Raw genomic sequence first — 21,864 nt, 5'->3', positions numbered from 1 at the left:
CGCAGGGCAAGCGAAAGCCTAATGCGCCTGCGGCGCGATCTGCCGCGTGTCACCATCGCGCAGCGTCATACCAAGCGCATCCAGATGCTCAAGCAGTGGCACGATGAACTTGCGGGTGGTGCCCAAGGCGGTGCGCGCTGCGCTGGTGGTAAAGGCCGTGGGCGGGGGGAAGCTTGCCGCAAGGCTCCGCTGCGCTTGGCCGATGGTCGCCGCGTGAAACACGACCTGCTGTTTCAACGCGATATTCGCCAAGGACACCAACCGCCCCTGCGCCACCAGCAGCGCGATCAGATCCGCGTCATCAGGCGCATCGAACTGCCGCACATCAGGGGGGGAGGTGCCGCCCGCGCGCATCCTCTCTTCGATCTCGGTCAGGCGGGCAAGCTGTTGCGGGGCCAGGGCTGCAAAGGGGTCATGCCGTGCGAGACTGACCAAACCGTCGCGCAAAACAACCTCTCCACCCCTGTGCAACTCAGCTTGGGCAAAGGGCACCAAACCCCGCAGTGGTGTCACCTGTTGCAGCATCGAAAGCGCCGCCCCCTGCTTGATCGGGTGGTCAGCGTGAAAGCGCTGCAAAGCCGCCACCACCGCCGTCTGCACCGTGGCGAGGTCGTCGGCCAGCGCGACATGTTCCGGCGCTAGCCGCACAACGCCCGTGGGCAGCGCAGCCGTCGCATCGCAGCGCGCCAACCGGACAAGATCAGACCACAGCGCCACCCCGCGCCCCTGCGCACAAAGCGCTGCGGCAAGGGCGGTACCGTCCTGCTGCTGTGCCGCCTGCATCACCGCCAACCGCCGTCTGTCGCCCGCCCCGACTGCCGTGGCCTGCGGGTCAAGGATCACCGCACCCGCCAACGTCGCCGCAGGGGAAAGCTGGCGCAATACCGCCGCCTGCCCCGCGAACCCCACCACGGGGCGTTTGAAGCGCAGCTGCCCCAGCCCCGCGTCCCCCGGCGCGATCTGGCCACCGCCCATCAGCCGCAGGGTCGCGACCTCATGCGCCGTGCCCCACAGCACGCGCAAATCCTGCATGTGTTTGACCGGTCGCGGTGCCGTGTCAGAGACGGTCAACCACACATCCATACAAAGCGTCGCCCCCTGCCCGCCCGTACAGATCACATCGCCGCGCGCAATATCCTCTAACGCGATACCGCGCAGGTTCACCGCGACCCGCTCGCCCGCCGCGACCCTCTCCCGCGCCGCGCCGCGTGCTTGCAGGCCACGGACCACCGTGGCCGCACCGCTTGGCTGCACGGTCAACGCCTTGCCAACCGCCAACGCGCCGCCAAGCAAAGTGCCCGTCACCACCGTTCCGCGTCCCGCCAGTGTGAACGCGCGGTCCACCGGCAGGAACGCCCCCATCGGCGCGGCCCGCGCGGGCAAAGCGTTGAACCGCCGCGCCAAGACCTGCCGCAGATGGTCCGTCCCGCCAGCGGTTGTGGCCGAACAGGGCACCGGTTCGGCCCCGGTAACGCCTTGCGCGGCAAGGGCATCCGCAATTTCCGCCAGACGGGCGGGCAATGTCGCCTCGGGGATCAAATCCACCTTGGTGACCGCGACCACCGCCACGGGCACCTGCAACAGTCTTGCGATCTGCACATGCTCGCGCGTTTGCGCCGCGACGCCCTCCACCGCCGAGACGACCAGCATCGCGCCCTGCGCGCCGCTCGCACCCGACACCATGGTGCGGATGAAATCCTCGTGCCCCGGCGCGTCAATCAGGTCAAGCGTCCCACCCGCCATCTCGCAATGGGCAAAGCCCAGCGCGATCGACAGGCCACGGGCTTTTTCCTCGGCCAGCCGGTCCGTCTCCATCCCCGTGAGCGCGCGCACCAGCGCCGTCTTGCCATGATCCACATGGCCGATCACGATCACACAGGCCGATGTCATGTGGCGGCGATCGCGCCCAGCGCCGCGACGATATCGGGCAGCTCGTCATCCGTTACAGTGCGCATGTCCAGCCACAGCTTGCCCTGATGGATACGCCCGACAATGGGCACCATCCCGCCCCGCAAACGATCCGCAAGGGTTTCAGCAGGCAGCGCGGCAGAGGCCACGACGACACTGAAACTGTCCAAGTCCTGCTGCGGCAGCGACCCGCCGCCGACATAGGCGGCTGACGCCATCACCTCAACATCCACCCCCTTCACCGCAGCGAGGGAACCCGCGAGCCTTTGCGCCCGCGACTCTACCTCTGCCAAAGGCTGCGAGAGCGCGCGCAAGACCGGCACCCGCGCCAGCGGATCATGGGGCGGCAGGTACAGACGCAAGGTCGCCTCGAGCGCGGCCAGCGACAGCTTGTCGATGCGCAACGCCCGCAGCAACGGGTGCTTGCGCAGCCCCGCGATAATATCCTCCCGTCCCGCGATGATCCCCGCCTGCGGCCCACCAAGCAGCTTGTCGCCCGAGAACATGACCAGATCGACACCCGCCTTGAGGATATCCGCCACCACGGGTTCGTCGCGCAGCCCAAAGGGGGCAAGGTCAATCAGCACGCCGCTGCCCAGATCCTCCATCAGGATCAGATCCCGCTCCGCCGCCAGTTGCGCCAAATCATTGCGTGACGGGGCAGAGGTGAAGCCAACGATACGAAAGTTGCTGGTGTGGCTTTTCAACAGAACCGCCGTATCCTCGTCCACCGCATCGGCATAATCACTAAGCCGCGTTTTATTGGTGGCACCGACCTCTTTCAGCTCTGCACCGCTTTGCGCGATCACATCGGGCAGACGGAAAGACCCGCCAATCTCGATCAGCTCCCCACGCGAGGCGATCACCTTGCGCCCTGCCGCAGTGCCCATCAGCGCCAAGACCACCGCTGCGGCACAGTTATTCACGATCAGCGCCGCCTCTGCGCCCGTCAACTGACAGATCAGCGCCTCGGCATGGTCATAGCGCGACCCGCGCTTGCCGGTTTTCAGGTTCAGCTCAAGGTTCGAAGGCCGCGCACCGATCTGGTCCATCGCCTGCAGCGCCTCGGGGGCAAGAGGGGCGCGGCCCAGATTGGTGTGGATGATGATACCCGTGGCATTGATAACAGGGCGCAGGCTCGGCTGGCGGGCTGCCTTTATCCGGTCGGCAATTCTATGGGCAAAGGGTTCACCGGCGTAATCTGGCAAATCGACCACCCCGCCGCCCCGAATATCACGGCGCAGCTGGTCGAGCGTTTCGCGCAGGGCGCGGCGCACCTCGTCGTGGCTGTAGGTCGCAACCAAAGACGCGACATGCGGTTGCTGCAACAGCGTATCGATCTGTGGCAAATGTCTAAGCTGGCTGTTCACGCGTCACGCCCCCCGATGGCTGAACGCGCAGTGTAATCGCGCGTGCCACGGGGGCAAGCCGGAACGCAGGCCAAACGCGGGCGACAAAAAGGCCCGCCTAGCAGGTTACGCTGCCAGCGCTTCCTTCACCGCGATGTCGGCCATCTGCAAAATCGCCTCGCGGCTATCGGCGACGGCGATAAAGCGGCCGTTGTGGCAGAACTTTGCCCCTTTGACGCCTGATGCTTCCTCAAGCGCGGCGTCTTTTTGACCCGCCCAAGCGACCGGAAGATCAGCGCGGTTCTCGAACGTATCATCCCCCGACCGGATCGTTGTCAGCGTCCATTCCTCGCCGCGCGGGTGGATGACGAACAACAGATGATCCGCCCCCGCCTTCACCACGGCCCCGCGAAACGGCATGCCCATGGGCAGGTCCAGCACATGCCCCTCGCCCGCAGCATCAATGGCCGTCATGACCATCGCTTCGGCGCGGAACTTGGCGGCTTTGCGACGGATCGACGCTTCGACAAAGGCGCGCGCAATGGGCAAGGCGGCGGCAAAGGCGCGGTCGTCCACGCCTTCCTCGCGGTCATCGAAGACGGGTTTCAGGCTTTCCAACAGCGCGGGCAAGGTCAGACCGGCAAACAGCGGCCCCGCCTCTGACGCGTTGACGGCACCATTATCCAGCAGGTCGATCGGCAGAACAAACCCGCGATCAAAACTGTCGTGGATGGCATTCACATCCGCCTCGGGCACGTCGAGCGCCCGCAGATAATCATGCCCGTAATGCGCCCAGATCAGCCCGAAAGAGCTATAGGGCTGCCCGTCTTCACGCAGCGGATTGGGACGTTGATGGTGATCGAAAATCCCTGCTTCGGCATCAAAATCACCGCCCACGTCGTAGATGATGCGCCCCTCGGCCGGTGTGATCAGCGCCTTGTCGCGGCTGCGCAGCACCGTGGCGTCGGGAAACAGCCGCGTCAGGATGACAGAGGATAGGAGTTCATCCGCATGAAAACCGCCTGAGTGGGTCACGAGTTGGGTGATCGTCATGTTTCTGTACCTTTGCGCATCTGTTCAGCAGGTCGAAATGAAAACGGGCGACCGTGCGAGGGGCCGCCCTGTGAATATGTATCGCTCACACCGCCCGTCACGGGCCTAGCATAAGAAAACGTAGAAAGAGTTAATGCGTCCAGGCCCCGCGGCGTCCTGTGGCGAAATTCTCGCCATAGCCGCCGGCGCGGATATTTGCGCGGCGCTTGTTGGGGTCTTGCACCAGCGCGTCGATATTGTGATCGCGGGCGTATTCCACCGCTTCTTCCTTGGTGGCGAACTGCAAACGCACCTGCGTTTGCGTGTCCTTCGACGAGGTCCAGCCCATCAACGGGTCAATCTCGCGCGCGTGCTCTGGGTCGAATTCCAGCAACCAGACACGGGTTTTGGCCGTGCCAGAGGACATGGCAGTTCGGGAAGGCTGATAAATACGCGCGCGCATAGCTGAATCTCCGCTGTGATCAGGCGGTTTATCAGCCAAATACGGCCAAGGATCAAGGCATCACAGTGATTTGTGCCGAATTCGCGTTACATATGCTGCGGCGCAGCATAGACTGACCTTATGCAATCGGAGCACCTCTCATGAACCCCCTGACCCTGATGGCGCTCAATGCCAACTTCGCCAAGCTGATGATCGACACCCAAGCCGTTATGACGCTTAGGCTTTTGGGGATGGCCGGTGCCCTTCCCCAGACCCGCGGAGAGAACGCCCGCATGGTCAATGAAAAAGGCCCCGCTATGGCCAAAGCCTATCAGGCGGCCACCAAAGCCGCCTTTGCCGGGGGCACGCCCGACCAGATTTTCTCGGCCGCGATGGTGCCGGTCAGCAAAAAGGTCCGCGCCAACCGCAAGCGACTGACCAAATAAGCCTGCGACGAAAGCGACATATGCGCGTCGCGCAAGGCTGTGCCCCTTGAACCCGCGCGAAAACGTGACACCTTAGGGAACACTCCCAAAGGACGATGTTATGGCCTACGCCCACTCTGACAGCCTGCCCGAGCGCAAAGACGCCTATCTTGCCAATCCCGCGCCCAACGTGCGCGAACGCCCCAAGCTCGAGGGCGGCAAGAAGTTCAAACTGGCGACCGAATTCGAACCCGCAGGCGACCAGCCCACGGCGATCAAGGAACTGTCCGAAGGGGTGCTGTCGGGCGAACGCGATCAGGTGCTTTTGGGGGCCACGGGGACGGGCAAGACGTTCACGATGGCCAAGGTGATCGAGGAAACGCAGCGCCCCGCGATCATCCTCGCGCCCAACAAGACGCTGGCGGCGCAGCTATACGGCGAATTCAAAGGGTTCTTCCCCGACAACGCCGTGGAATATTTCGTCTCATACTACGACTACTACCAGCCCGAAGCCTATGTCGCGCGGTCCGATACCTTCATCGAGAAGGAAAGCCAGATCAACGAACAAATCGACCGGATGCGCCACTCTGCCACGCGGGCGCTGCTGGAACGCGATGACGTGATCATCATCGCGTCGGTGTCGTGCATCTACGGGATCGGCTCGGTCGAGACCTATGGCGCGATGACGCAGGACCTCAAGACCGGCAACAACTATGACCAACGCCAAGTGATCGCAGACCTGATCGCGCAGGCGTATAAACGCAATGACGCCGCCTTCCAGCGCGGCACTTTCCGCGTGCGCGGCGACAGCCTTGAAATCTTTCCGGCCCACCTTGAGGACCGCGCATGGCGACTGTCCTTCTTTGGCGAAGAGCTGGAAAGCATCACCGAATTCGACCCGCTCACCGGCGAGAAGACCGGCACCTTCGACCAGATCCGCGTCTATGCGAACAGCCACTATGTGACGCCGAAACCAACGATGAACCAAGCGGTGATCGGCATCAAGAAAGAGCTGCGGATGCGGCTGGACCAGCTTGTCGCCGAAGGAAAACTGCTGGAAGCGCAACGGCTTGAACAGCGCTGCAACTTCGACATCGAGATGCTTGAAGCCACCGGCGTCTGCAACGGGATCGAGAATTATTCGCGCTATCTGACGGGCCGCGCCCCCGGAGAGCCGCCCCCCACGTTGTTCGAATTCATCCCCGACAACGCGATTGTTTTTGCAGACGAAAGCCACGTCTCCGTGCCGCAGATCGGCGGGATGTACAAAGGCGACTACCGGCGCAAATTCACGCTGGCCGAACACGGGTTCCGCCTGCCCTCCTGTATGGACAACCGCCCGCTTAAGTTCGAGGAATGGGATGCCATGCGCCCGCAGTCGGTCTTTGTCTCGGCCACCCCCGCCGCGTGGGAAATCGAACAATCCGGCGGTGTGTTTACTGAACAGATCATTCGCCCCACCGGCTTGATCGACCCCAAAATCGAAATCCGTCCTGTCGAAATGCAGGTCGACGATCTGCTGGACGAGGTGCGCAAAGTCGCCGCCGACGGCTATCGCACGCTATGTACCGTGCTGACCAAACGCATGGCCGAAGACCTGACCGAATACATGCACGAACAGGGCATCCGCGTGCGCTATATGCACAGCGATATCGACACGATCGAACGCATCGAGATCCTGCGCGACCTGCGGCTTGGCGCTTTTGACGTGCTGATCGGGATCAACCTTCTGCGCGAAGGCTTGGACATTCCCGAATGTGGGCTGGTGGCGATTCTCGATGCGGATAAGGAAGGGTTCCTGCGTTCGGAGACCTCGCTGATCCAGACCATCGGGCGGGCCGCGCGGAACGCCGAAGGCCGCGTGATCATGTACGCCGACCGCATCACCGGCTCGATGGAGCGTGCGATTGGCGAAACCGACCGCCGTCGCGCCAAGCAGTTGGCCTATAACGAAGAACACGGGATCACGCCGACAACGGTCAAGAAGAACGTCGATGATATCCTCGCCGGTCTCTACAAAGGCGATGTGGACATGAGCCGCGTCACGGCCAAGATCGACAACCCGCTCGCGGGCGGCAACCTGCAAACCGTGCTCGACGGGCTGCGCACCGATATGCGCAAAGCGGCCGAGAACCTCGAATTCGAAGAAGCCGCACGCCTGCGCGACGAGGTCAAACGGCTCGAATCTGTCGATCTGGCCATCGCCGACGATCCGATGGCGCGTCAGTACGCTGTCGAAAAAGCCGTCGATGACGCGCAAAAGGCGTCGGGCCGATCAACCGGCGGTCGCGGCGGGATGCGCGGTGGCAAATCCCGCTACGGCGGCAAGAAACGCTAGGCGGCGCGTCTAGTCATCCACCTCGTCCGGCAACCCCTCATGGTCGGTCGAGGCCATCTCCTCCAGCTCGTCCTCTGACATGCTGTCGTACATATCTTTCGACGCGCCTTGCAGATCCTTGACCTTGGTCTCGCCCCTCTTGGCAGACAGGGCTGCACCGGCGGCGCGTTGTTGGGCTTTTGATTGGGCTTTCATCGCTGTCTCCTGTCAGTTGGATGTAGCGGCACAACCCGTCCACCCGCCCGCAGTTCCCCTGCTACGGCTTGGCGCATAATTATTTTCATGCGCCCGTTGCAAGGTGATTGCTTTGCGCCCGCACCCACCCCACATTCGGAGTCTGCGCTTTATCCGGAGGATCCCAAATGCGCCTGATCGCCCTTGCTACACTGGGCCTGACCGCCCTCTCTGCCCCCGCCTTTGCCGATGAGACAACCGGCACGATCCTTGCCTATGACCGCCTTGCCAATATCATCGTCCTGCAAGACAAATCATCCTGGACGCTGGATGCCAAAACTCTTGTCCCGTCCGACCTGATGGCCGGCGATAAAGTCACGCTGACCTTCGCCTCCGACGGCGACAACGGTGCGAAACCCGCGACCAAGCTGACCCGCAACTAAGCCCTATCCCATAACAAAAGCGCCCCCTGACCAAATCAGAGGGCGCTTTATGCGTTCAAACTATCAAACGATATCAGTCACCTGCGGGCGGAGTAACCTCAACGCCGGGGACGGTGATCGTTTTCTCTTCGGTGGTCACTTCAACGTCAGGAACTTCAACGTCGACCTCTTCTTCAGTCACGGAAACCGAACCGGTCTGTGCGTCAAACTCGGGCAGGTTGCCGCCTTCGACGGACACATCAACATCCGGCAGCGCGCCTTCTTCAGTCTGATCGATATCGATGAAAAAGATCGCGAATGCGATGACCAGAATTGCGGCAAGGCCTGCGATTACTGCTGTAGAGGTCTTCATAGTATTTCCTTCCAAATTCACTTGCCGTTCTAGGCGATGCAAGGGCAACTCGGCGAAGCGGGAAATGGTTCCAGTAACATTTTCGGGAACATCTGGGCCACGCGGGAAGTTGTGAACCCAGACAGTAATGCAGATTACAACCCAGGAGCTTTACAATGGAATTCGGCCTTCTCGGACTCATTATCCTGATCGCAGACATCTACGCGATCTATCAAATCTTCACCTCCGGCGCTTCGGGGCTTGCGAAAATCCTCTGGATTCTCGGCGTCCTGATCTTCCCGGTCGTCGGCTTTATCGTATGGCTGATCGCTGGCCCACGCGGCGGCAGCGTCAACGTCTAAGCGACGCACACACCGTTTGACGAGAAAGGCCCGTAGCATTGCTGCGGGCCTTTTCGCATGCCGCCCCAAAGGTCTGTAAGTAATTTGTTAAGCATGACGCGCCAAGCTACCCGCCGAAAGGGTATCCCATGCGCTACTGGCCGATCCTTCTGCTTGGCTTACTGCAGCTTCCCACCCCTGCACAGGGCGGCGCGTGGCTGCGCGAAAAGGGCACGGGCTTCACCTCCACCACGGTAAACGTCACACGCAACTACGACATAGCGGAAAGCACCTTCATGGAATATGGCGTGCGCGACGACCTGACCCTGGGGGCAGAGGTCGGCTTTCTCGCCAGTTCCATCGGCCTGCAATCGGGATTTGCGTCGGTTTTCCTGCGCCGCCCATTAGGCCGTCGCGACCGCCCTAACGTCTGGTCCGCAGAGCTGGGGTTCGGCGCGGCATGGGTGGGGGATGCGGTCTATCCCAATGTCAAAGCGGGGCTGTCTTGGGGTCGCGGCTATACGCTGGGGCAGAAACACGGCTGGGTGACCATCGACAGCTCCCTCTCGTGGGACATCTACCTGCAAGAGCATCTCGCCAAAGTCGACGGCACCATAGGCATCAACTTCGGTGACCGGTTTTCGGGAATGCTGCAAATCTACTATGCTTCGACCTCTGCCGCCAGCGCCACCTCTATCGCGCCCTCTATCGTCATGCGCCCGCTGAAAAGCCGCCCCGATATCCGCTTCCAGATCGGGGCAGAGACGTTGATCAACGACACCTCCAACCCCGCGCTAAAACTCTCGCTCTGGCGCGAGTTCTAGCGTTTATCCATGCGCGCCTGCATGAAGATCGATCCTTTGACGCTGGTGCTCCAGACCAGATGCAGCAGATCACGATCCGCCCCCTGATCCGTCAGCACATAGGGCACGCTGTATTGCGCCACATTCGATCCGTTGCGCACCGGCCCGTCCATCGTGATGCTATCCACCGCAATCGCCCACCCGCCGAACGGAAAGCGGTCGGCAATATCCACCACCCAGGTCTTGGCCAGACTGGCTTCGGTATGTTCAACCTGCACAGGGTTTGAAACCGGATTGTGGATGCCGTGGAACGAATTGCCCGTCATCTCGATATTGCGCATGCGCGAGAAATCCATATCGGCAAAGCTGGTATCGATCCGTTCGACCCGATCAATGAACCCGTTGATGCTGCGGAAGCGGTTGTCGTTGATTGTCAGCCCATTGATCACATGACCCGCCCCATGGGGCTTGATCACGATATAGCTGAACCACGGGGCCACCTCGCCCGACAGAAAGATATTACCGCTGATCGACAGGGAGCTGAAAGAATACTCGCTGCTGTAGTCCGGCGCGGGGTCTTGTTCGTTGGTCCATTCGACAAAGCAATTGTCGATATAATTCCCGCTGACCACGCTCGCCGTGTGCTGCGCCGCAAGGATCAACCCGGCAGAGCGGACGCCGTTCTTGACCGTATCCCCCTGAAAGAAGTGGTTCCCCGTGATAATATTATTCTGCCCCGCCAGCAGTGCAAAATGGCGAAAGCGCGTGGCACGGTTGTCGCGGATCTTGACGTCATTGGCGTTGCAGTTGATCGCGATCGTGGTTCGGTCCGGCACGTCCAGCGCATCCTCGGCGGACAGGAACTGGCAACGGTCCACGAACATCCCCTGACAGCCCCCCCCGATCGACGTGATACCGCGATCCTTCGGGCGCGAGATAAAGCAGTCCCGCACATGGAAAATTGTCCCTGATGGCGCAAGGTTGATGGCGCTGGCCACGTTGTTGCACTGGAATTCGATGTCATCCAGAACGAATTTGCTCAGCTGGCTGTAGTTGCTGAAATCCAGCAGATACTGGAACCGCGTAAAGGTAAAATTTTGCGTCCCCGCCGCATCATACAAGGGCGCGTTCAGGGTAATCTCTTGCGTGGCGACGTTCTTGGCGCGCACATAGATCTCGCGCCCGACCCCATTGCCCGTGATCAGCGCCCCCACAGGCACATTCGCCACATTCACCACATTTGTCAGCTTGCGCGCATCCGAGGGCGAATAGCTGGCCTGCGAGGTCACCGTGACCGTATCCCAATCGCCATTCGTGGCCGCTTCAAACTGGCCGTTGCGGATCACCCGCCGCGTGGCATAGCTGCTGCGTTCGGGCGTCGCGGCCTGCATATCGATCGGGCCGGTCACGTTGACCTTGCGCCCGCCCAGATCCAGCGATTCATGATCTGCATTGTTCAGCAAGGCCTGAAACGCCTTGCGAAAGGCGATCTCTTCATTCCCGAAAGCCTCGATATAGTTCGGCAAATCAAAGTTGCGGCGCAAAAGCAGGATCGCGCTGGCGGGCATGGTCACTGTCCCTTCAAACCGCGTCGGCGTGTCAAAGGTCACGTCCCCGTTCAGCAGATACGTCCCGCGCGGGATCAACACGCTGCGCCCCTGCGCATCCGCATTCGCCGCTACAAAGGCCGCCGTATCATCGGTGCTGCCATCCCCCACCGCGCCATAATCCCGCACGTCCACCTGTGCCAGCATGTCGCGCAGAAAGACGCTCGTCACATCCTCGATCTGCAAATCGTCAATGCGAACGACCCCGCCATTCTGCCCCGTCAGGTCCAGCCCGAAATGCCCATAGACCGGCGCATTGCCCCAGACCATATCGACCCCGCCGCGCAGCCCCGACCCGACAATCGCGCTGACCTCGACCACCTCGCCATAGCTGGTCAGCGTCACCGCCGGACCGGCCTCGACCAGCCCGCCCGCGCGGCTGCCGTTGCCAAGCGCCGGATACCCCGCGATCCGCACCGACGGTAGATTCCCACTGATCGCCTTCACCCGCGCCGTAATCCGCAGGTAACACCCCGGCAAAAGTGGCGTCTGTCCCATGTATCGCAGCTTTTGCGTGGATTGCGTTTTTATCAGTTCAAGCGCCCCGCCAAAGTCCTGATCCGCAGGGATAAACGCCGCATTGATAGCATTGGCATAGGTATCAGACCCCGCCGTGCCATCCCCGCTTGAATACACATCCAAGCCTTGCGCAAATGTCGCAGGTGTCAGTAGCAGACCGTCTGTGATTGCCTTGTTCATCGTCATCCCCTTCGTCGGGTTGCGATGTCGCCCCCCATGAATTGCAAAACTCCGGCGCTTGGCCGGCAGGGGGAAAGATTTATGCACAAAGGGTTAACCACGCCTAACCGCAGCGTACGCCGCAGGCGGTCACATGAGCGTGCCAAAGATGTCGCGCCTGTCAGGCAGAAACGCTTGGCGCATCCAGCAGTTGAACGGCGGCAATACGCCAGCCCTCGGGCGTCTCAACCATCTGATAATCCAGCAAATAGGTAAATCCTTTCAGGTCCGTGACCTGCACCTTCTGCCACTGCGCACCGGCGATCTCGCGCAGGTCCAGAAACCGCACCTCGGCATGTTTCCAGACCATCGGATAGCCCGTGGTCACCATACGTTTAAAATTCTCGGTAGATTGAAACATCATCTGCAGATTGGGGCTCGCATATGCGAAGGCACCCTCGAAATCATCTGCCTTGAAAGCGTCGAACTGGCCTGTGATCGTGCTTTCGATATCCGCCTGCTGCGCCATGGCACCAAGCGCCGTCGCAAAGGCCAAAACCATCCCGAAAAAGGCCGAAAGAACCGCGCCACGCATGAGAATGCTCCCTATGATGTGTTGAACTTAACCTAAGCCACGCACACCATAGGGCAATAGTTTCACGCCGTGGTCAGCTTGCCCGCCAACGCGTCGTCGATCAGGGCGACCGTTTCATCCACGCCATACAGCGCGATGAACCCACCGAACCGCGGACCTTGGCTGGCGCCCAGCAACACTTCGTACAGCGCGGTGAACCAGTCGCGCAGCGGGTCGAAACGCTCTTTCCCGACGGCGAAAACCATCGTTTGCAACGCCTCGGCATCCAGCCCGCCGTCCCATGTCTTCAGCTGGTCCCGCAGGTCTTCCAGGGCTTCCCGCTCCAGCTCGGAAGGGGCGCGGAACACTTTGGCGGGCTTCACGAAATCATTGTAATAGCGCACCGCATGCTCGGCCGCCGCATCCATACCGGGGTTGCCTTCGGGCGTCGCATCCGGCGCATACCGCTGGATAAAGCCCCACAGTTGCGACTTGTCCTCGGCCGAGGAGACCGACGCGAGGTTCAGCAACATCGAGAAGGGCACAACCATATCCGACTTAGGCACATCGCCCCCGTGGATATGCCAAACGGGGTTGTTCAGCTTGCCCTTGTCGTCCTGCGTTTCATAGGCGCGCAGCTGCTGGTGGTATTCGTCGACCGCCTTGGGGATCACGTCGAAATACATGCGCTTGGCCGTCTTGGGCTTGAGGTACATGAAATACGACAGCGATTCCGCGCTGGCATAGGTCAGCCATTCGTCGATGGTCAGACCATTGCCCGACGATTTGGAGATCTTGTGCCCGTCCTGATCCAAGAACAGCTCGTAGGTAAAATGCTCGGGCGGGCGGTTGCCCAGAATACGGCAGATCTTGTCATAGATCGGCGTGTTGGTGCTGTGATCCTTGCCGTACATCTCAAAGTCGACATCAAGGGCGGCCCAACGGGCACCAAAGTCGGGCTTCCACTGCAACTTCACATTGCCGCCGGTCAGCGGCAGGGTCATTTCGGTGCCATCTTCATCGTCGAAGGTGATCGTGCCTTCCTTGGCGTTGACCGCTTTCATCGGCACATACATTACCCGCCCTGTTTCAGGGTGGATCGGCAGGAAGATCGAATAGGTCTGCCGACGCTCCTCGCGCAGCGACTTGAGCATCACTTCCATAATCTCGTCATACTTTTCAGCAGCGCGCAAAAGCACCTCGTCGAACTTGCCGGAGCCGTAGAATTCCGTGGCAGAGATGAACTCGTACTCGAACCCGAAGGTATCCAGAAAACGCCGCAGCATCGCGTTGTTATGCGCGCCAAAGCTGTCGTATTTGCCGAAAGGATCGGGCACCGATGTCAGCGGGCGCTGCAGATGTTCTTCCAATGCGGCGGGGTCGGGCACGTTACCCGGCACCTTGCGCATGCCGTCCAGATCGTCCGAAAAGCACACCAGCCGCGTCGGAATGTCGCTGATCTGCTCAAATGCGCGGCGGATCATCGTCGTGCGCGCAACTTCGCCGAAGGTCCCGATATGCGGCAGACCCGACGGGCCATAGCCGGTCTCGAACAAGACGTACCCCTTCTCGGGGGCCTTGTTTGCATAGCGTTTCAACACCCGACGTGCTTCCTCGAACGGCCACGCTTTACTGGTTAGGGCTGCTTCACGCATCTGCGACATGTCATCAATTCCATCATTTTCACCCCGCACCCAATGCGCGCAGGCAGCCCGTACCTATTGCGTCCCCGTAGGCCCGTCAATAATCTGCAGATCAACGGAATGACCGAACGGAAATGCGCATGAATGACGACACCTCCCTCACCCTCAGCGCGCAGGATTGCCTTGTCGCCGTGATGATCGCGGTTTCCGCATCAGACGAGGACATCCGCACCACCGAATTGCTCAAGATCCAGACGGCTGTAAACATGCTCCCCGTCTTTTCGGGCTATGATGTGGACCGCATCAGCTCTGTCAGCTCGATGGTGTTCGACCTGTTCGAACAGGAAGACGGGCTGGATGCCCTGTTCGGCCTGATCAAGGGCGCGCTGCCCGACCGGCTGAACGAAACGGCCTATGCGCTGGCCTGCGACGTGGCCGCGGCCGACGGCACGTTGGACGAAGCCGAATTGCGTCTGCTGGAAGAAATCCGCTACGAGCTTGACCTCGACCGCCTGCACGCCGCCGCCATCGAACGCGGTGCCCGCGCCCGTCACGTCAAATAGGCCACGACACCGCGATCAAAGCGAGGCCGAATCCGCAGCCACATGGAACGCCCCCCAGCGTTCGATCAGCCCTTGCTGCAACCGTTTGGAGCGCCCGTTCCACGCCCGCCCCCCCTCGGGGCGTTCGCGTTGCGCGCGGGTCAGGGTGGCGCGACGTGGCATATCGGCGGTGAACACGGCAAAGGCCATCACCCGCCCGTCCGGTGCCGTCAGATACCCCGCCAAGGCCGAGACAAAGTTCAACGTGCCGGTCTTCGCCTCCACCTTGATCGGGTGATCCTGCACGGGCCGCCCCTTGGAATCGCGCAGGGAAATCGACTTGAGCAACGGTTTCAACGTGCCCGATCCATAGACCCGCACCAGCGCCGTCACCATATCCTGCGCGGTCACGCGGCTGTCTTCGCCCAACCCCGAATGGTCCACCAGCGCGGGTGCATCCATGCCCAGATTGGCCTTAGCCCAAACGTTCATCTCTGCCGCGGACGCGCGCAGTGACGCGGGCGTGCCCGTGCGGTAAACCGTGGCGGACAGCCCCGCCATCTCTGCGATCAAGTTATTGGAATACTTCAACATATCGCGCAGGATATCGCGCAGCGGCGCGCTGGAACGGGTCACCAGCACCTCGCCCTCGGGCAAGCTGGTGATCAACGCCATGTCGCGCAGACGGATGCCCTGTGCCCCCGCCAATGTCTTAAAGATATCGCCCGCATACAGCCCCGGCTTGCGCACCGGCAGCCAGCGCGACCCACCATTGCCCAAGGCACTTTTCGCGACGCTCCAGTCATCGCGGGTGCCTGCGTCACGATAGGCAAAGACCGGCGCACTGCGGTCGCTGATCTCCATCGCGGCCATCGCCACGTCAGGGCGATAAGACCCCGACCGCCCGTCCATCAGCACCGAATAGCTGCCGTTCTCGCGCTTCCATTCAAAGTGGACGCGGTTAAAGTTCAGCGCCAGCCCCGACACAGCGGGGTTATAGCCCACATGATCCGGCTGATCCGCATCAATCAACGGGAAGACCGGCAGGCTGCGTTCGTAAATCTTCAACCCGCCTTTGACGCCGATAATGCCCGCCGCCTTGAGGTCATCTGCCATTTTGGCCAGCCCGTCCGTATCCAGCGTCGGATCGCCCCCGCCCACAAGGATCAGATCGCCCTGCACTTCGCCGTCCACAATGCCGCCAGTCGCCAAGATGCGCGTCTGAAACTGATGCGCCGCGCCCAAGGTATCCAGCGCGTAAAGCGCGGTAATCGCCTTGGTCACGCTCGCCGGGGGCATCCCGTCAAGCGGGCCGTTCTGTTCCAGCACCGCACCGGTTTCCGCATCCGCCAGACTAAAGGTCACAGCCCCGTTCAACCGCGCCTTGTCGATCAGCTCTTGCGCCGAGGGGATCGCCTGCCGGAACAAATCGTCCCCGCGCAAGACGGGGCGCAGCGATTCAGTCGGCGGGGCCGCAAAGGCCGCCGGAGCCACAACAGCCGCCGCAGCGGTACTCAGAAACAAACGACGGGATAAAACAGTTTTCATGGGGCGACTTAAACCTGACAGGACAGAGCGACACAAGCGCTTGCAAATCACATTTTCATGGGTGGGGGCCCATGCTAACTGACAAGACATGCAACGCGTTATTTTGATCATGTTTGTCGCCATGTCACTGATTCCCGCAGGCGACAGCGCGGGCAAGATCCTGACCTCACAGCTTGGCGTGGCCCCCGTTTTTGTGGCGTGGTCGCGGTTTGCCATAGGGGCGCTGCTGCTGGTGCCCTTCGCCCCGCCGCAAACGCGCGCCCTGTTCGGCAACTGGCGCATCTGGGTCCGTGCCGCCATCCTGTGCGGCAGCATCACCTGCATCCAGACAGCACTGGTGACCGAGGACGTGGCCAATGTCTTTGCCGCCTTCTTTATCGGTCCGCTGCTCAGCTATGTGCTGGCCGCGCTCTTTCTGCGCGAGGCGATATCGCTTCAACGCAGCGCGTTGATCGTGGCGGGGTTTCTGGGGGTGCTGGTCGTGGTCCGACCGGGGCTTGAACCCAGTGCAGGGCTGCTTTGGGCGCTGACCGCAGGGACGCTTTATGGCGTGTTCCTCACGATGTCGCGCTGGCTGTCGCATCTGGCCCCGCCCCTTGCGCTGACCTTCAGCCAGCTGGTGATCAGCGGGCTGCTGCTTTTGCCGCTGGGGGTGGCCTATTTCCCGCCACTGACCGGCCCTGTCCTGGGGCTAAGCCTCGCAAGCGCGCTGTGTTCGATGCTGGGCAACCTGCTGATGTTATACGCCTATCGCATGGCCCCTGCGACCAAGGTCGCACCGCTGGTGTATCTGCAACTGCTGTCCGCCGTGGGGCTGGGGTGGCTGGTGTTTGGCGCATGGCCCGACGCGCTGACATGGGTCGGCATGGCGATGATCCTAGGGGCGGGTATCGCCTCTGCCAGATTGCGCTGACCATTTGCCCGCGGCCCGGATCGCGCTTGAGCTGACATCGACCATCGGAACGTTCACGAAACACCACGCGGGGGCCGGTGTCTGCCCCAAGAGCTGGCTTTGCCGCCCCGAAATCCGGTAGGGAGCATAAAGCGTCGCGGCGTGGCTCATCCGTGCAGATATGCGCTGGCCGGGCCGTGCAAGCACCCCTAGGGGCACTGTCTCCATGATCTGCCGCCAATCCTGCCACAGGTGGAACTGCGCCAGATTATCCGCCCCCATCAGCCAGACGAAGCGCACACCGGGATAGCGGGCCCGCAGCGCGGCAAGGGTTTGCGCGGTGTAGCGGGTGCCAAGATGGGCCTCGATATCGGTGACCTCGACCCGCGGGTGCTGCATCACCTCGCGCGCGCGGGCCAGACGGGACGCCATCGGGGCTGGCCCATGCGCCTTGAGCGGATTGCCCGGGCTGACCATCCACCACACCCGATCCAGCCCGAAACGCTTGATCGCCTCGCGGGTGATATGGGCGTGACCCTCGTGCGCCGGATCGAACGACCCGCCAAGCAGCCCGATCACCTGCCCCGGGGGCGCATATGGAAATGGATAACCCAACGAAAACGGCCCCCGATATACATCAGGGGCCGAAAGAAGGGCAGCAACGCCCCTTTGTCAATCGCGTTATCCGTGCGTTAATCGACGAACTTCTTGATCTCGCCGGATTTCAACCGCGCGAAATAGCTCTTCATCTCGCGCTTCACGATCGGCATCAGGAAGTACAGCGCCGTGATGTTCACAACCGCCATCGCAAAGATCATCGCATCAGAGAAGTCGATAACCGCGCCCAGATTGGCCGCCGCCCCCACGATGATGAAAAGGCAGAAGATCACCTTGAACACGATCTCTTTGGTTTTGCCTTCACCGAACAGATAGGTCCACGCCTTCAGCCCGTAGTAGGACCAGCTGATCATGGTGGAGAAGGCGAACAGGATCACCGCCAGCGCCAGCACATAGGGGAACCAGCTGAACCCGGTCGCAAAGGCAGCCGATGTCAGTTGAACGCCGCTTGACCCGTCGATGGTCTGGATCGCGGTGCCTGCGTCATTCAGGATGAAGCGGCCCGTTTCGGGGTCCATCACCAGCACGCCAGAGATGGTGATCACCAGCGCGGTCATCGTACAGATGACAACGGTATCGATGAAGGGCTCCAACAGGGAAACGACGCCTTCGGTCACCGGCTCTTTGGTGCGCACGGCAGAGTGTGCGATCGCCGCCGAGCCGACACCCGCCTCGTTCGAGAACGCCGCCCGTTTAAAGCCCTGGATCAGCGCGCCAACCAGACCGCCTGCAACGCCCAAGCCGCTGAACGCGCCTTCAAAGATCTGGCCAAAGGCCCAGCCGATCTTGTCGTATTCAACGATCAGGATGATCAGCGCGGCACCAACATAGATCACGCCCATCAGCGGCACGATTTTCTCGGTGACATTGGCGATGGATTTGATCCCGCCGACGATGACCGCAAAGACCACTGCGGCAAAGACGATGCCCGTGATCCAGCCAGGGTAGTCGCCGATGATACCGGACAGCTGTGCATGGGCCTGATTGGCCTGGAACATATTCCCGCCGCCCAAGGCACCGCCGATGGTAAAGATCGAAAAGATCACCGCCAGCACCCCGCCCAAAGGCAGGCCGCGTTCCTTGAAGCCCTTTGTCATATAGTACATCGGACCACCGGAAACGGTGCCATCGGCGTATTCATTGCGGTATTTCACACCCAGCGTACATTCGGTGAACTTGGAGGCCATGCCCAGCAAACCGGCCAGGATCATCCAGAAGGTCGCCCCCGGACCGCCGATGCCCACGGCCACCGCGACGCCCGCGATGTTGCCCAGACCGACAGTCCCCGACAGCGCCGTTGCAAGCGCCTGAAAATGGCTCACCTCGCCCGCGTCATCGGGATCGGAATAATCGCCTTTGACCAGCGAGATCGCATGCCAGAACGCCTTGACCTGAATGAAGCCGAAATACAGCGTAAATACCGTCGCCGCGACCACCAGCCACAGCACGATCCAAGGGAAGTTGGTGCCGGGCAGCGACATGAAGATCAGATTGACGAACCAGCCCGTCGAACCCGCGAAGATATCATTGATGCGTTGATCCATGCCGACGGTTTCTTGTGCCGCGGCAACCATGGGCAAGGCAGAGACAGCAGCAGCCCCCGCACCCGTTGTCAGAAATTTTTTCATGATATGACCTTTCAAGGAATGATCGTCAGAGGCACGCGAGACGCCACAGCCAAGCGGCCGGTTACGCCGCCGAACATACGCTCTTTCAGGCCGCGCAGACCGACACGGCCCACCACGATCTGCTGTGCGCCGTGCTTCTTGGCCAGATCGTCCAGAATATCGGCCACATCGCCATGCTTCACGATGCCCTGAACGGTGACGCCGTCTTCGCTGACCTTCTTGACCGCCGGATCGACGATACGTTCGCGGGCCAGTGCCAGTTCCTCTTCGCGCCGCTTGTGGCGCTGGTCATTCTCTTCCGAGGTCTGGAAGCTGAATGGAGACCATTCAATCACGTAAACGAGCTTGAGCTCGCAATCGCCAATCAATTTGGCCTGTTTCGTTGCGAAATCCAAAGCGCGCGCCCCGGCTTCCCCCCCGTCCAGTCCAACAACAATAGTGGATGCTGTCATGTATTTGTCCCTTTGTTTATGACGCGGTCTTTTTGCGGCCGCGTTGTACCGGGGCGCTGAACGCACCCGGATTAGGCGAATATAAACGAGCTCCAAAATTTTTTTCGACTGAATTTCGCGTAAAATTCGGTCATTCGTCCCCAGTTCACCGCTCGATAACGGTAAAAAGGGATAGTTATCGGAAAAACAGCCTTTGCCGCCCGCGCGATCAGCGCTTTGTGCGTAACGCCCCTGCGCCCTGTGAATCGCCCGGTAACGGACGGGGTTCAAAACCGCGGCACAGGCCTTATATATTGAATGTTTGCTCTTGCCCGCCTGTGGCGATATTGCACGTTCCAAACCGTATTCAGCTTATCCGAGGATTCTCAATGGCCGCCTATCAATATGTCTATCACATGTCCGGTGTCTCAAAGACCTACCCGGGCGGCAAAAAGTGTTTCGACAACATTAACCTGAACTTCCTGCCCGGTGTGAAAATCGGTGTGGTCGGTGTCAACGGCGCGGGTAAATCCACGCTGATGAAGATCATGGCCGGCAAGGACAAGGATTACTCGGGCGAAGCATGGGTCGCTGAAGGGGCCAAGGTCGGCTACCTGGAACAGGAACCCTATTTGGACCCCGCCCTGACCGTGCGCGAAAATGTCATGCTGGGTGTGAAAGCCAAGAAGGACATTCTGGACCGCTACAACGAACTGGCGATGAACTATTCCGACGAGACAGCCGACGAAATGGCCGCCTTGCAGGATCAGATCGACGCGGAGAACCTCTGGGATCTCGACAGCCAGATCGACGTCTCGATGGAAGCCCTGCGCTGCCCGCCCGACGATGCCGATGTGACCAAACTGTCCGGTGGTGAAGCTCGCCGCGTGGCGCTGTGCAAGCTGCTGCTTGAAGCGCCCGAAATGCTGCTGCTTGACGAACCGACCAACCACCTGGACGCGGAAACCATCGCGTGGCTGCAACAGCACCTGATCGACTATAAGGGCACGATCCTGATCGTCACCCACGACCGGTACTTCCTAGATAACATCACCAGCTGGATCCTCGAGCTCGACCGCGGCAATGGCATCCCCTACGAGGGGAACTATTCCAGCTGGATCGACCAGAAAGCCAAACGGCTTGAACAGGAAGCCCGCGAGGACAAGTCCAAGCAAAAGACACTGTCGCGCGAATTGGAATGGATGCGTCAGGGGGCCAAGGCCCGTCAGGCGAAATCCAAAGCGCGGATCAAGTCGTATAACGAAATGGCCGACAGCTCAGAGCGCGAACGCCTGACCCGTGCCCAGATCGTTATCCCCAACGGTCCCCGTCTGGGCAACAAGGTGCTTGAGGTCGAGGGTCTGTCCAAAGCCATGGGCGACAAGCTGTTGATCGAAAAGCTGGACTTCTCTCTGCCGCCGGGCGGGATCGTCGGCGTGATCGGCCCCAACGGCGCGGGTAAATCGACCCTGTTCAAGATGATCACCGGCCACGAACAACCCGATACCGGCACGATCGAGTTGGGGAATACCGTTGATCTGTCCTATGTTGACCAGTCGCGCGATGACCTGAACCCTGATGACAACGTCTGGCAGGCCATTTCGGGCGGGGCCGAGATCATCAAGCTTGGCGATGCCGAAGTGAACTCCCGCGCCTATTGCGGCGCTTTCAACTTCAAGGGCGGTGACCAGCAGAAGAAAGTCGGCCTGCTATCGGGCGGTGAACGCAACCGGGTGCACATGGCGCGTCTGCTGAAAGAAGGCGGCAACGTGCTGCTGCTCGATGAACCTACCAACGATCTGGACGTTGAAACCCTGCGCGCGCTCGAAGACGCGCTGGTCGATTTCGCGGGCTGTGCCGTGGTCATCTCGCACGACCGTTTCTTCCTTGACCGGATTTGTACGCACATCCTCGCCTTTGAAGGCGACGCGCATGTTGAATGGTTCGAAGGCGGCTTCTCTGACTACGAAGAGGACAAGAAGCGTCGTCTGGGCGAAGACGCCATGGAACCCAAGCGCATGAAGCACAAGAAATTCTCGCGCTGATCTAGGCGAAAGCTTTAAGAAAAAGGCCCCCGCAGGAAACTGCGGGGGCCTTTTCATGTGGTGGTCAACGCG

21 protein-coding genes are annotated in these 21,864 nt (G+C 60.8%); 8 read left to right on the top strand and 13 right to left on the bottom strand.

The features are described 5' to 3' along the window. Positions 1 to 18: 18 nt before the first annotated feature. The 4 genes from selB to ABM428_RS03775 form a co-directional block, all read right to left on the bottom strand. Positions 19 to 1,890 (bottom strand): selenocysteine-specific translation elongation factor, encoded by a 1,872-nt coding sequence (selB, locus tag ABM428_RS03790; protein ID WP_353628186.1) that lies wholly within the window; start codon positions 1,888 to 1,890, stop codon positions 19 to 21. After that, positions 1,887 to 3,278, bottom strand: a complete 1,392-nt coding sequence (gene selA, locus ABM428_RS03785) for an L-seryl-tRNA(Sec) selenium transferase (RefSeq protein WP_132997569.1) — start codon at positions 3,276 to 3,278, stop codon at positions 1,887 to 1,889. The genes selB and selA overlap by 4 nt, the downstream gene beginning before the upstream one ends. A gap of 105 nt (positions 3,279 to 3,383) precedes the next feature. Further along, on the bottom strand, positions 3,384 to 4,310 hold the full coding sequence (locus tag ABM428_RS03780; protein WP_005851434.1) for an MYG1 family protein: 927 nt from the start codon (positions 4,308 to 4,310) through the stop codon (positions 3,384 to 3,386). A 130-nt stretch (positions 4,311 to 4,440) separates the two neighbouring features. Further along, positions 4,441 to 4,752, bottom strand: a complete 312-nt coding sequence (locus ABM428_RS03775) for an ETC complex I subunit (protein ID WP_184583212.1) — start codon at positions 4,750 to 4,752, stop codon at positions 4,441 to 4,443. Positions 4,753 to 4,892: 140 nt separating this feature from the next. Between ABM428_RS03775 and ABM428_RS03770 the strand changes: the two genes are divergently transcribed. After that, on the top strand, positions 4,893 to 5,177 hold the full coding sequence (locus ABM428_RS03770; protein ID WP_353628185.1) for an antifreeze protein: 285 nt from the start codon (positions 4,893 to 4,895) through the stop codon (positions 5,175 to 5,177). 100 nt (positions 5,178 to 5,277) lie between these two features. Next, positions 5,278 to 7,494 carry an excinuclease ABC subunit UvrB gene (gene uvrB, locus ABM428_RS03765; RefSeq protein WP_348002208.1) on the top strand — a complete coding sequence of 739 codons (2,217 nt, stop codon included), beginning with the start codon at positions 5,278 to 5,280 and terminating at the stop codon, positions 7,492 to 7,494. Between the two features lie 9 nt (positions 7,495 to 7,503). Here uvrB and ABM428_RS03760 read toward each other — a convergent pair whose 3' ends face one another. Then, positions 7,504 to 7,689 carry a DUF3008 family protein gene (locus ABM428_RS03760; RefSeq protein ID WP_132997568.1) on the bottom strand — a complete coding sequence of 62 codons (186 nt, stop codon included), beginning with the start codon at positions 7,687 to 7,689 and terminating at the stop codon, positions 7,504 to 7,506. Between the two features lie 167 nt (positions 7,690 to 7,856). Between ABM428_RS03760 and ABM428_RS03755 the strand changes: the two genes are divergently transcribed. Next, on the top strand, positions 7,857 to 8,111 hold the full coding sequence (locus ABM428_RS03755; RefSeq protein ID WP_005851424.1) for a hypothetical protein: 255 nt from the start codon (positions 7,857 to 7,859) through the stop codon (positions 8,109 to 8,111). A 73-nt stretch (positions 8,112 to 8,184) separates the two neighbouring features. Here the strand turns inward: ABM428_RS03755 and ABM428_RS03750 are convergent, their stop codons facing one another. Next, complete coding sequence (locus tag ABM428_RS03750) at positions 8,185 to 8,463, bottom strand: hypothetical protein (protein ID WP_005851422.1); 279 nt, start codon at positions 8,461 to 8,463, stop codon at positions 8,185 to 8,187. Positions 8,464 to 8,618: 155 nt separating this feature from the next. Between ABM428_RS03750 and ABM428_RS03745 the strand changes: the two genes are divergently transcribed. Next, complete coding sequence (locus ABM428_RS03745) at positions 8,619 to 8,804, top strand: PLDc N-terminal domain-containing protein (RefSeq protein ID WP_005851419.1); 186 nt, start codon at positions 8,619 to 8,621, stop codon at positions 8,802 to 8,804. Between the two features lie 128 nt (positions 8,805 to 8,932). Next, a complete protein-coding gene (locus tag ABM428_RS03740; protein ID WP_132997567.1) occupies positions 8,933 to 9,607 on the top strand; it encodes a hypothetical protein in 675 nt (224 codons plus the stop codon). On the opposite strand, the gene ABM428_RS03735 is transcribed toward ABM428_RS03740, so the two are convergent. The 3 genes from ABM428_RS03735 to ABM428_RS03725 all read right to left on the bottom strand — a co-directional run bounded on the left by ABM428_RS03735 (position 9,604) and on the right by ABM428_RS03725 (position 14,109). Next, complete coding sequence (locus ABM428_RS03735; protein WP_132997566.1) at positions 9,604 to 11,892, bottom strand: glycosyl hydrolase family 28-related protein; 2,289 nt, start codon at positions 11,890 to 11,892, stop codon at positions 9,604 to 9,606. The two genes, ABM428_RS03740 and ABM428_RS03735, sit on opposite strands and share 4 nt — an antisense overlap. Before the next feature lie 160 nt (positions 11,893 to 12,052). Then, entirely contained in the window at positions 12,053 to 12,466 is a 414-nt protein-coding gene (locus ABM428_RS03730; protein WP_132997565.1) for a DUF4864 domain-containing protein, read from the bottom strand. 62 nt (positions 12,467 to 12,528) lie between these two features. Further along, the gene (locus ABM428_RS03725) at positions 12,529 to 14,109 is read right to left on the bottom strand and encodes a lysine--tRNA ligase (protein ID WP_009826010.1); all 1,581 of its coding nucleotides are present in this window, start codon (positions 14,107 to 14,109) and stop codon (positions 12,529 to 12,531) included. Positions 14,110 to 14,228: 119 nt separating this feature from the next. Between ABM428_RS03725 and ABM428_RS03720 the strand changes: the two genes are divergently transcribed. After that, positions 14,229 to 14,651 carry a tellurite resistance TerB family protein gene (locus ABM428_RS03720; protein ID WP_037944901.1) on the top strand — a complete coding sequence of 141 codons (423 nt, stop codon included), beginning with the start codon at positions 14,229 to 14,231 and terminating at the stop codon, positions 14,649 to 14,651. Between the two features lie 15 nt (positions 14,652 to 14,666). On the opposite strand, the gene ABM428_RS03715 is transcribed toward ABM428_RS03720, so the two are convergent. Then, positions 14,667 to 16,178 carry a D-alanyl-D-alanine carboxypeptidase gene (locus ABM428_RS03715; protein WP_353628184.1) on the bottom strand — a complete coding sequence of 504 codons (1,512 nt, stop codon included), beginning with the start codon at positions 16,176 to 16,178 and terminating at the stop codon, positions 14,667 to 14,669. 88 nt (positions 16,179 to 16,266) lie between these two features. Here ABM428_RS03715 and ABM428_RS03710 point away from each other — a divergent pair, with 88 nt between their 5' ends. After that, a complete protein-coding gene (locus ABM428_RS03710; protein WP_353628183.1) occupies positions 16,267 to 17,091 on the top strand; it encodes a DMT family transporter in 825 nt (274 codons plus the stop codon). Here ABM428_RS03710 and ABM428_RS03705 read toward each other — a convergent pair. The 3 genes from ABM428_RS03705 to ABM428_RS03695 form a co-directional block, all read right to left on the bottom strand. Then, positions 17,056 to 17,685 (bottom strand): nicotinate-nucleotide adenylyltransferase, encoded by a 630-nt coding sequence (locus ABM428_RS03705; protein ID WP_081858767.1) that lies wholly within the window; start codon positions 17,683 to 17,685, stop codon positions 17,056 to 17,058. The two genes, ABM428_RS03710 and ABM428_RS03705, sit on opposite strands and share 36 nt — an antisense overlap. A 77-nt stretch (positions 17,686 to 17,762) precedes the next feature. Next, on the bottom strand, positions 17,763 to 19,316 hold the full coding sequence (locus ABM428_RS03700; protein WP_168592809.1) for a sodium:alanine symporter family protein: 1,554 nt from the start codon (positions 19,314 to 19,316) through the stop codon (positions 17,763 to 17,765). Between the two features lie 11 nt (positions 19,317 to 19,327). Then, positions 19,328 to 19,768 carry a universal stress protein gene (locus ABM428_RS03695; protein ID WP_005851399.1) on the bottom strand — a complete coding sequence of 147 codons (441 nt, stop codon included), beginning with the start codon at positions 19,766 to 19,768 and terminating at the stop codon, positions 19,328 to 19,330. 368 nt (positions 19,769 to 20,136) lie between these two features. On the opposite strand from ABM428_RS03695, the gene ettA reads away from it, so the two are divergent. Further along, on the top strand, positions 20,137 to 21,792 hold the full coding sequence (ettA, locus tag ABM428_RS03690; protein ID WP_005851397.1) for an energy-dependent translational throttle protein EttA: 1,656 nt from the start codon (positions 20,137 to 20,139) through the stop codon (positions 21,790 to 21,792). Positions 21,793 to 21,864 lie beyond the last annotated feature (72 nt).

It is taken from the genome of Sulfitobacter sp. TCYB15 (assembly GCF_040435955.1).
GTDB lineage: Bacteria > Pseudomonadota > Alphaproteobacteria > Rhodobacterales > Rhodobacteraceae > Sulfitobacter > Sulfitobacter pontiacus.
The sequence above is the reverse complement of the archived record's forward strand: the minus strand, read 5'-3'. Positions and strand labels throughout refer to the sequence as shown.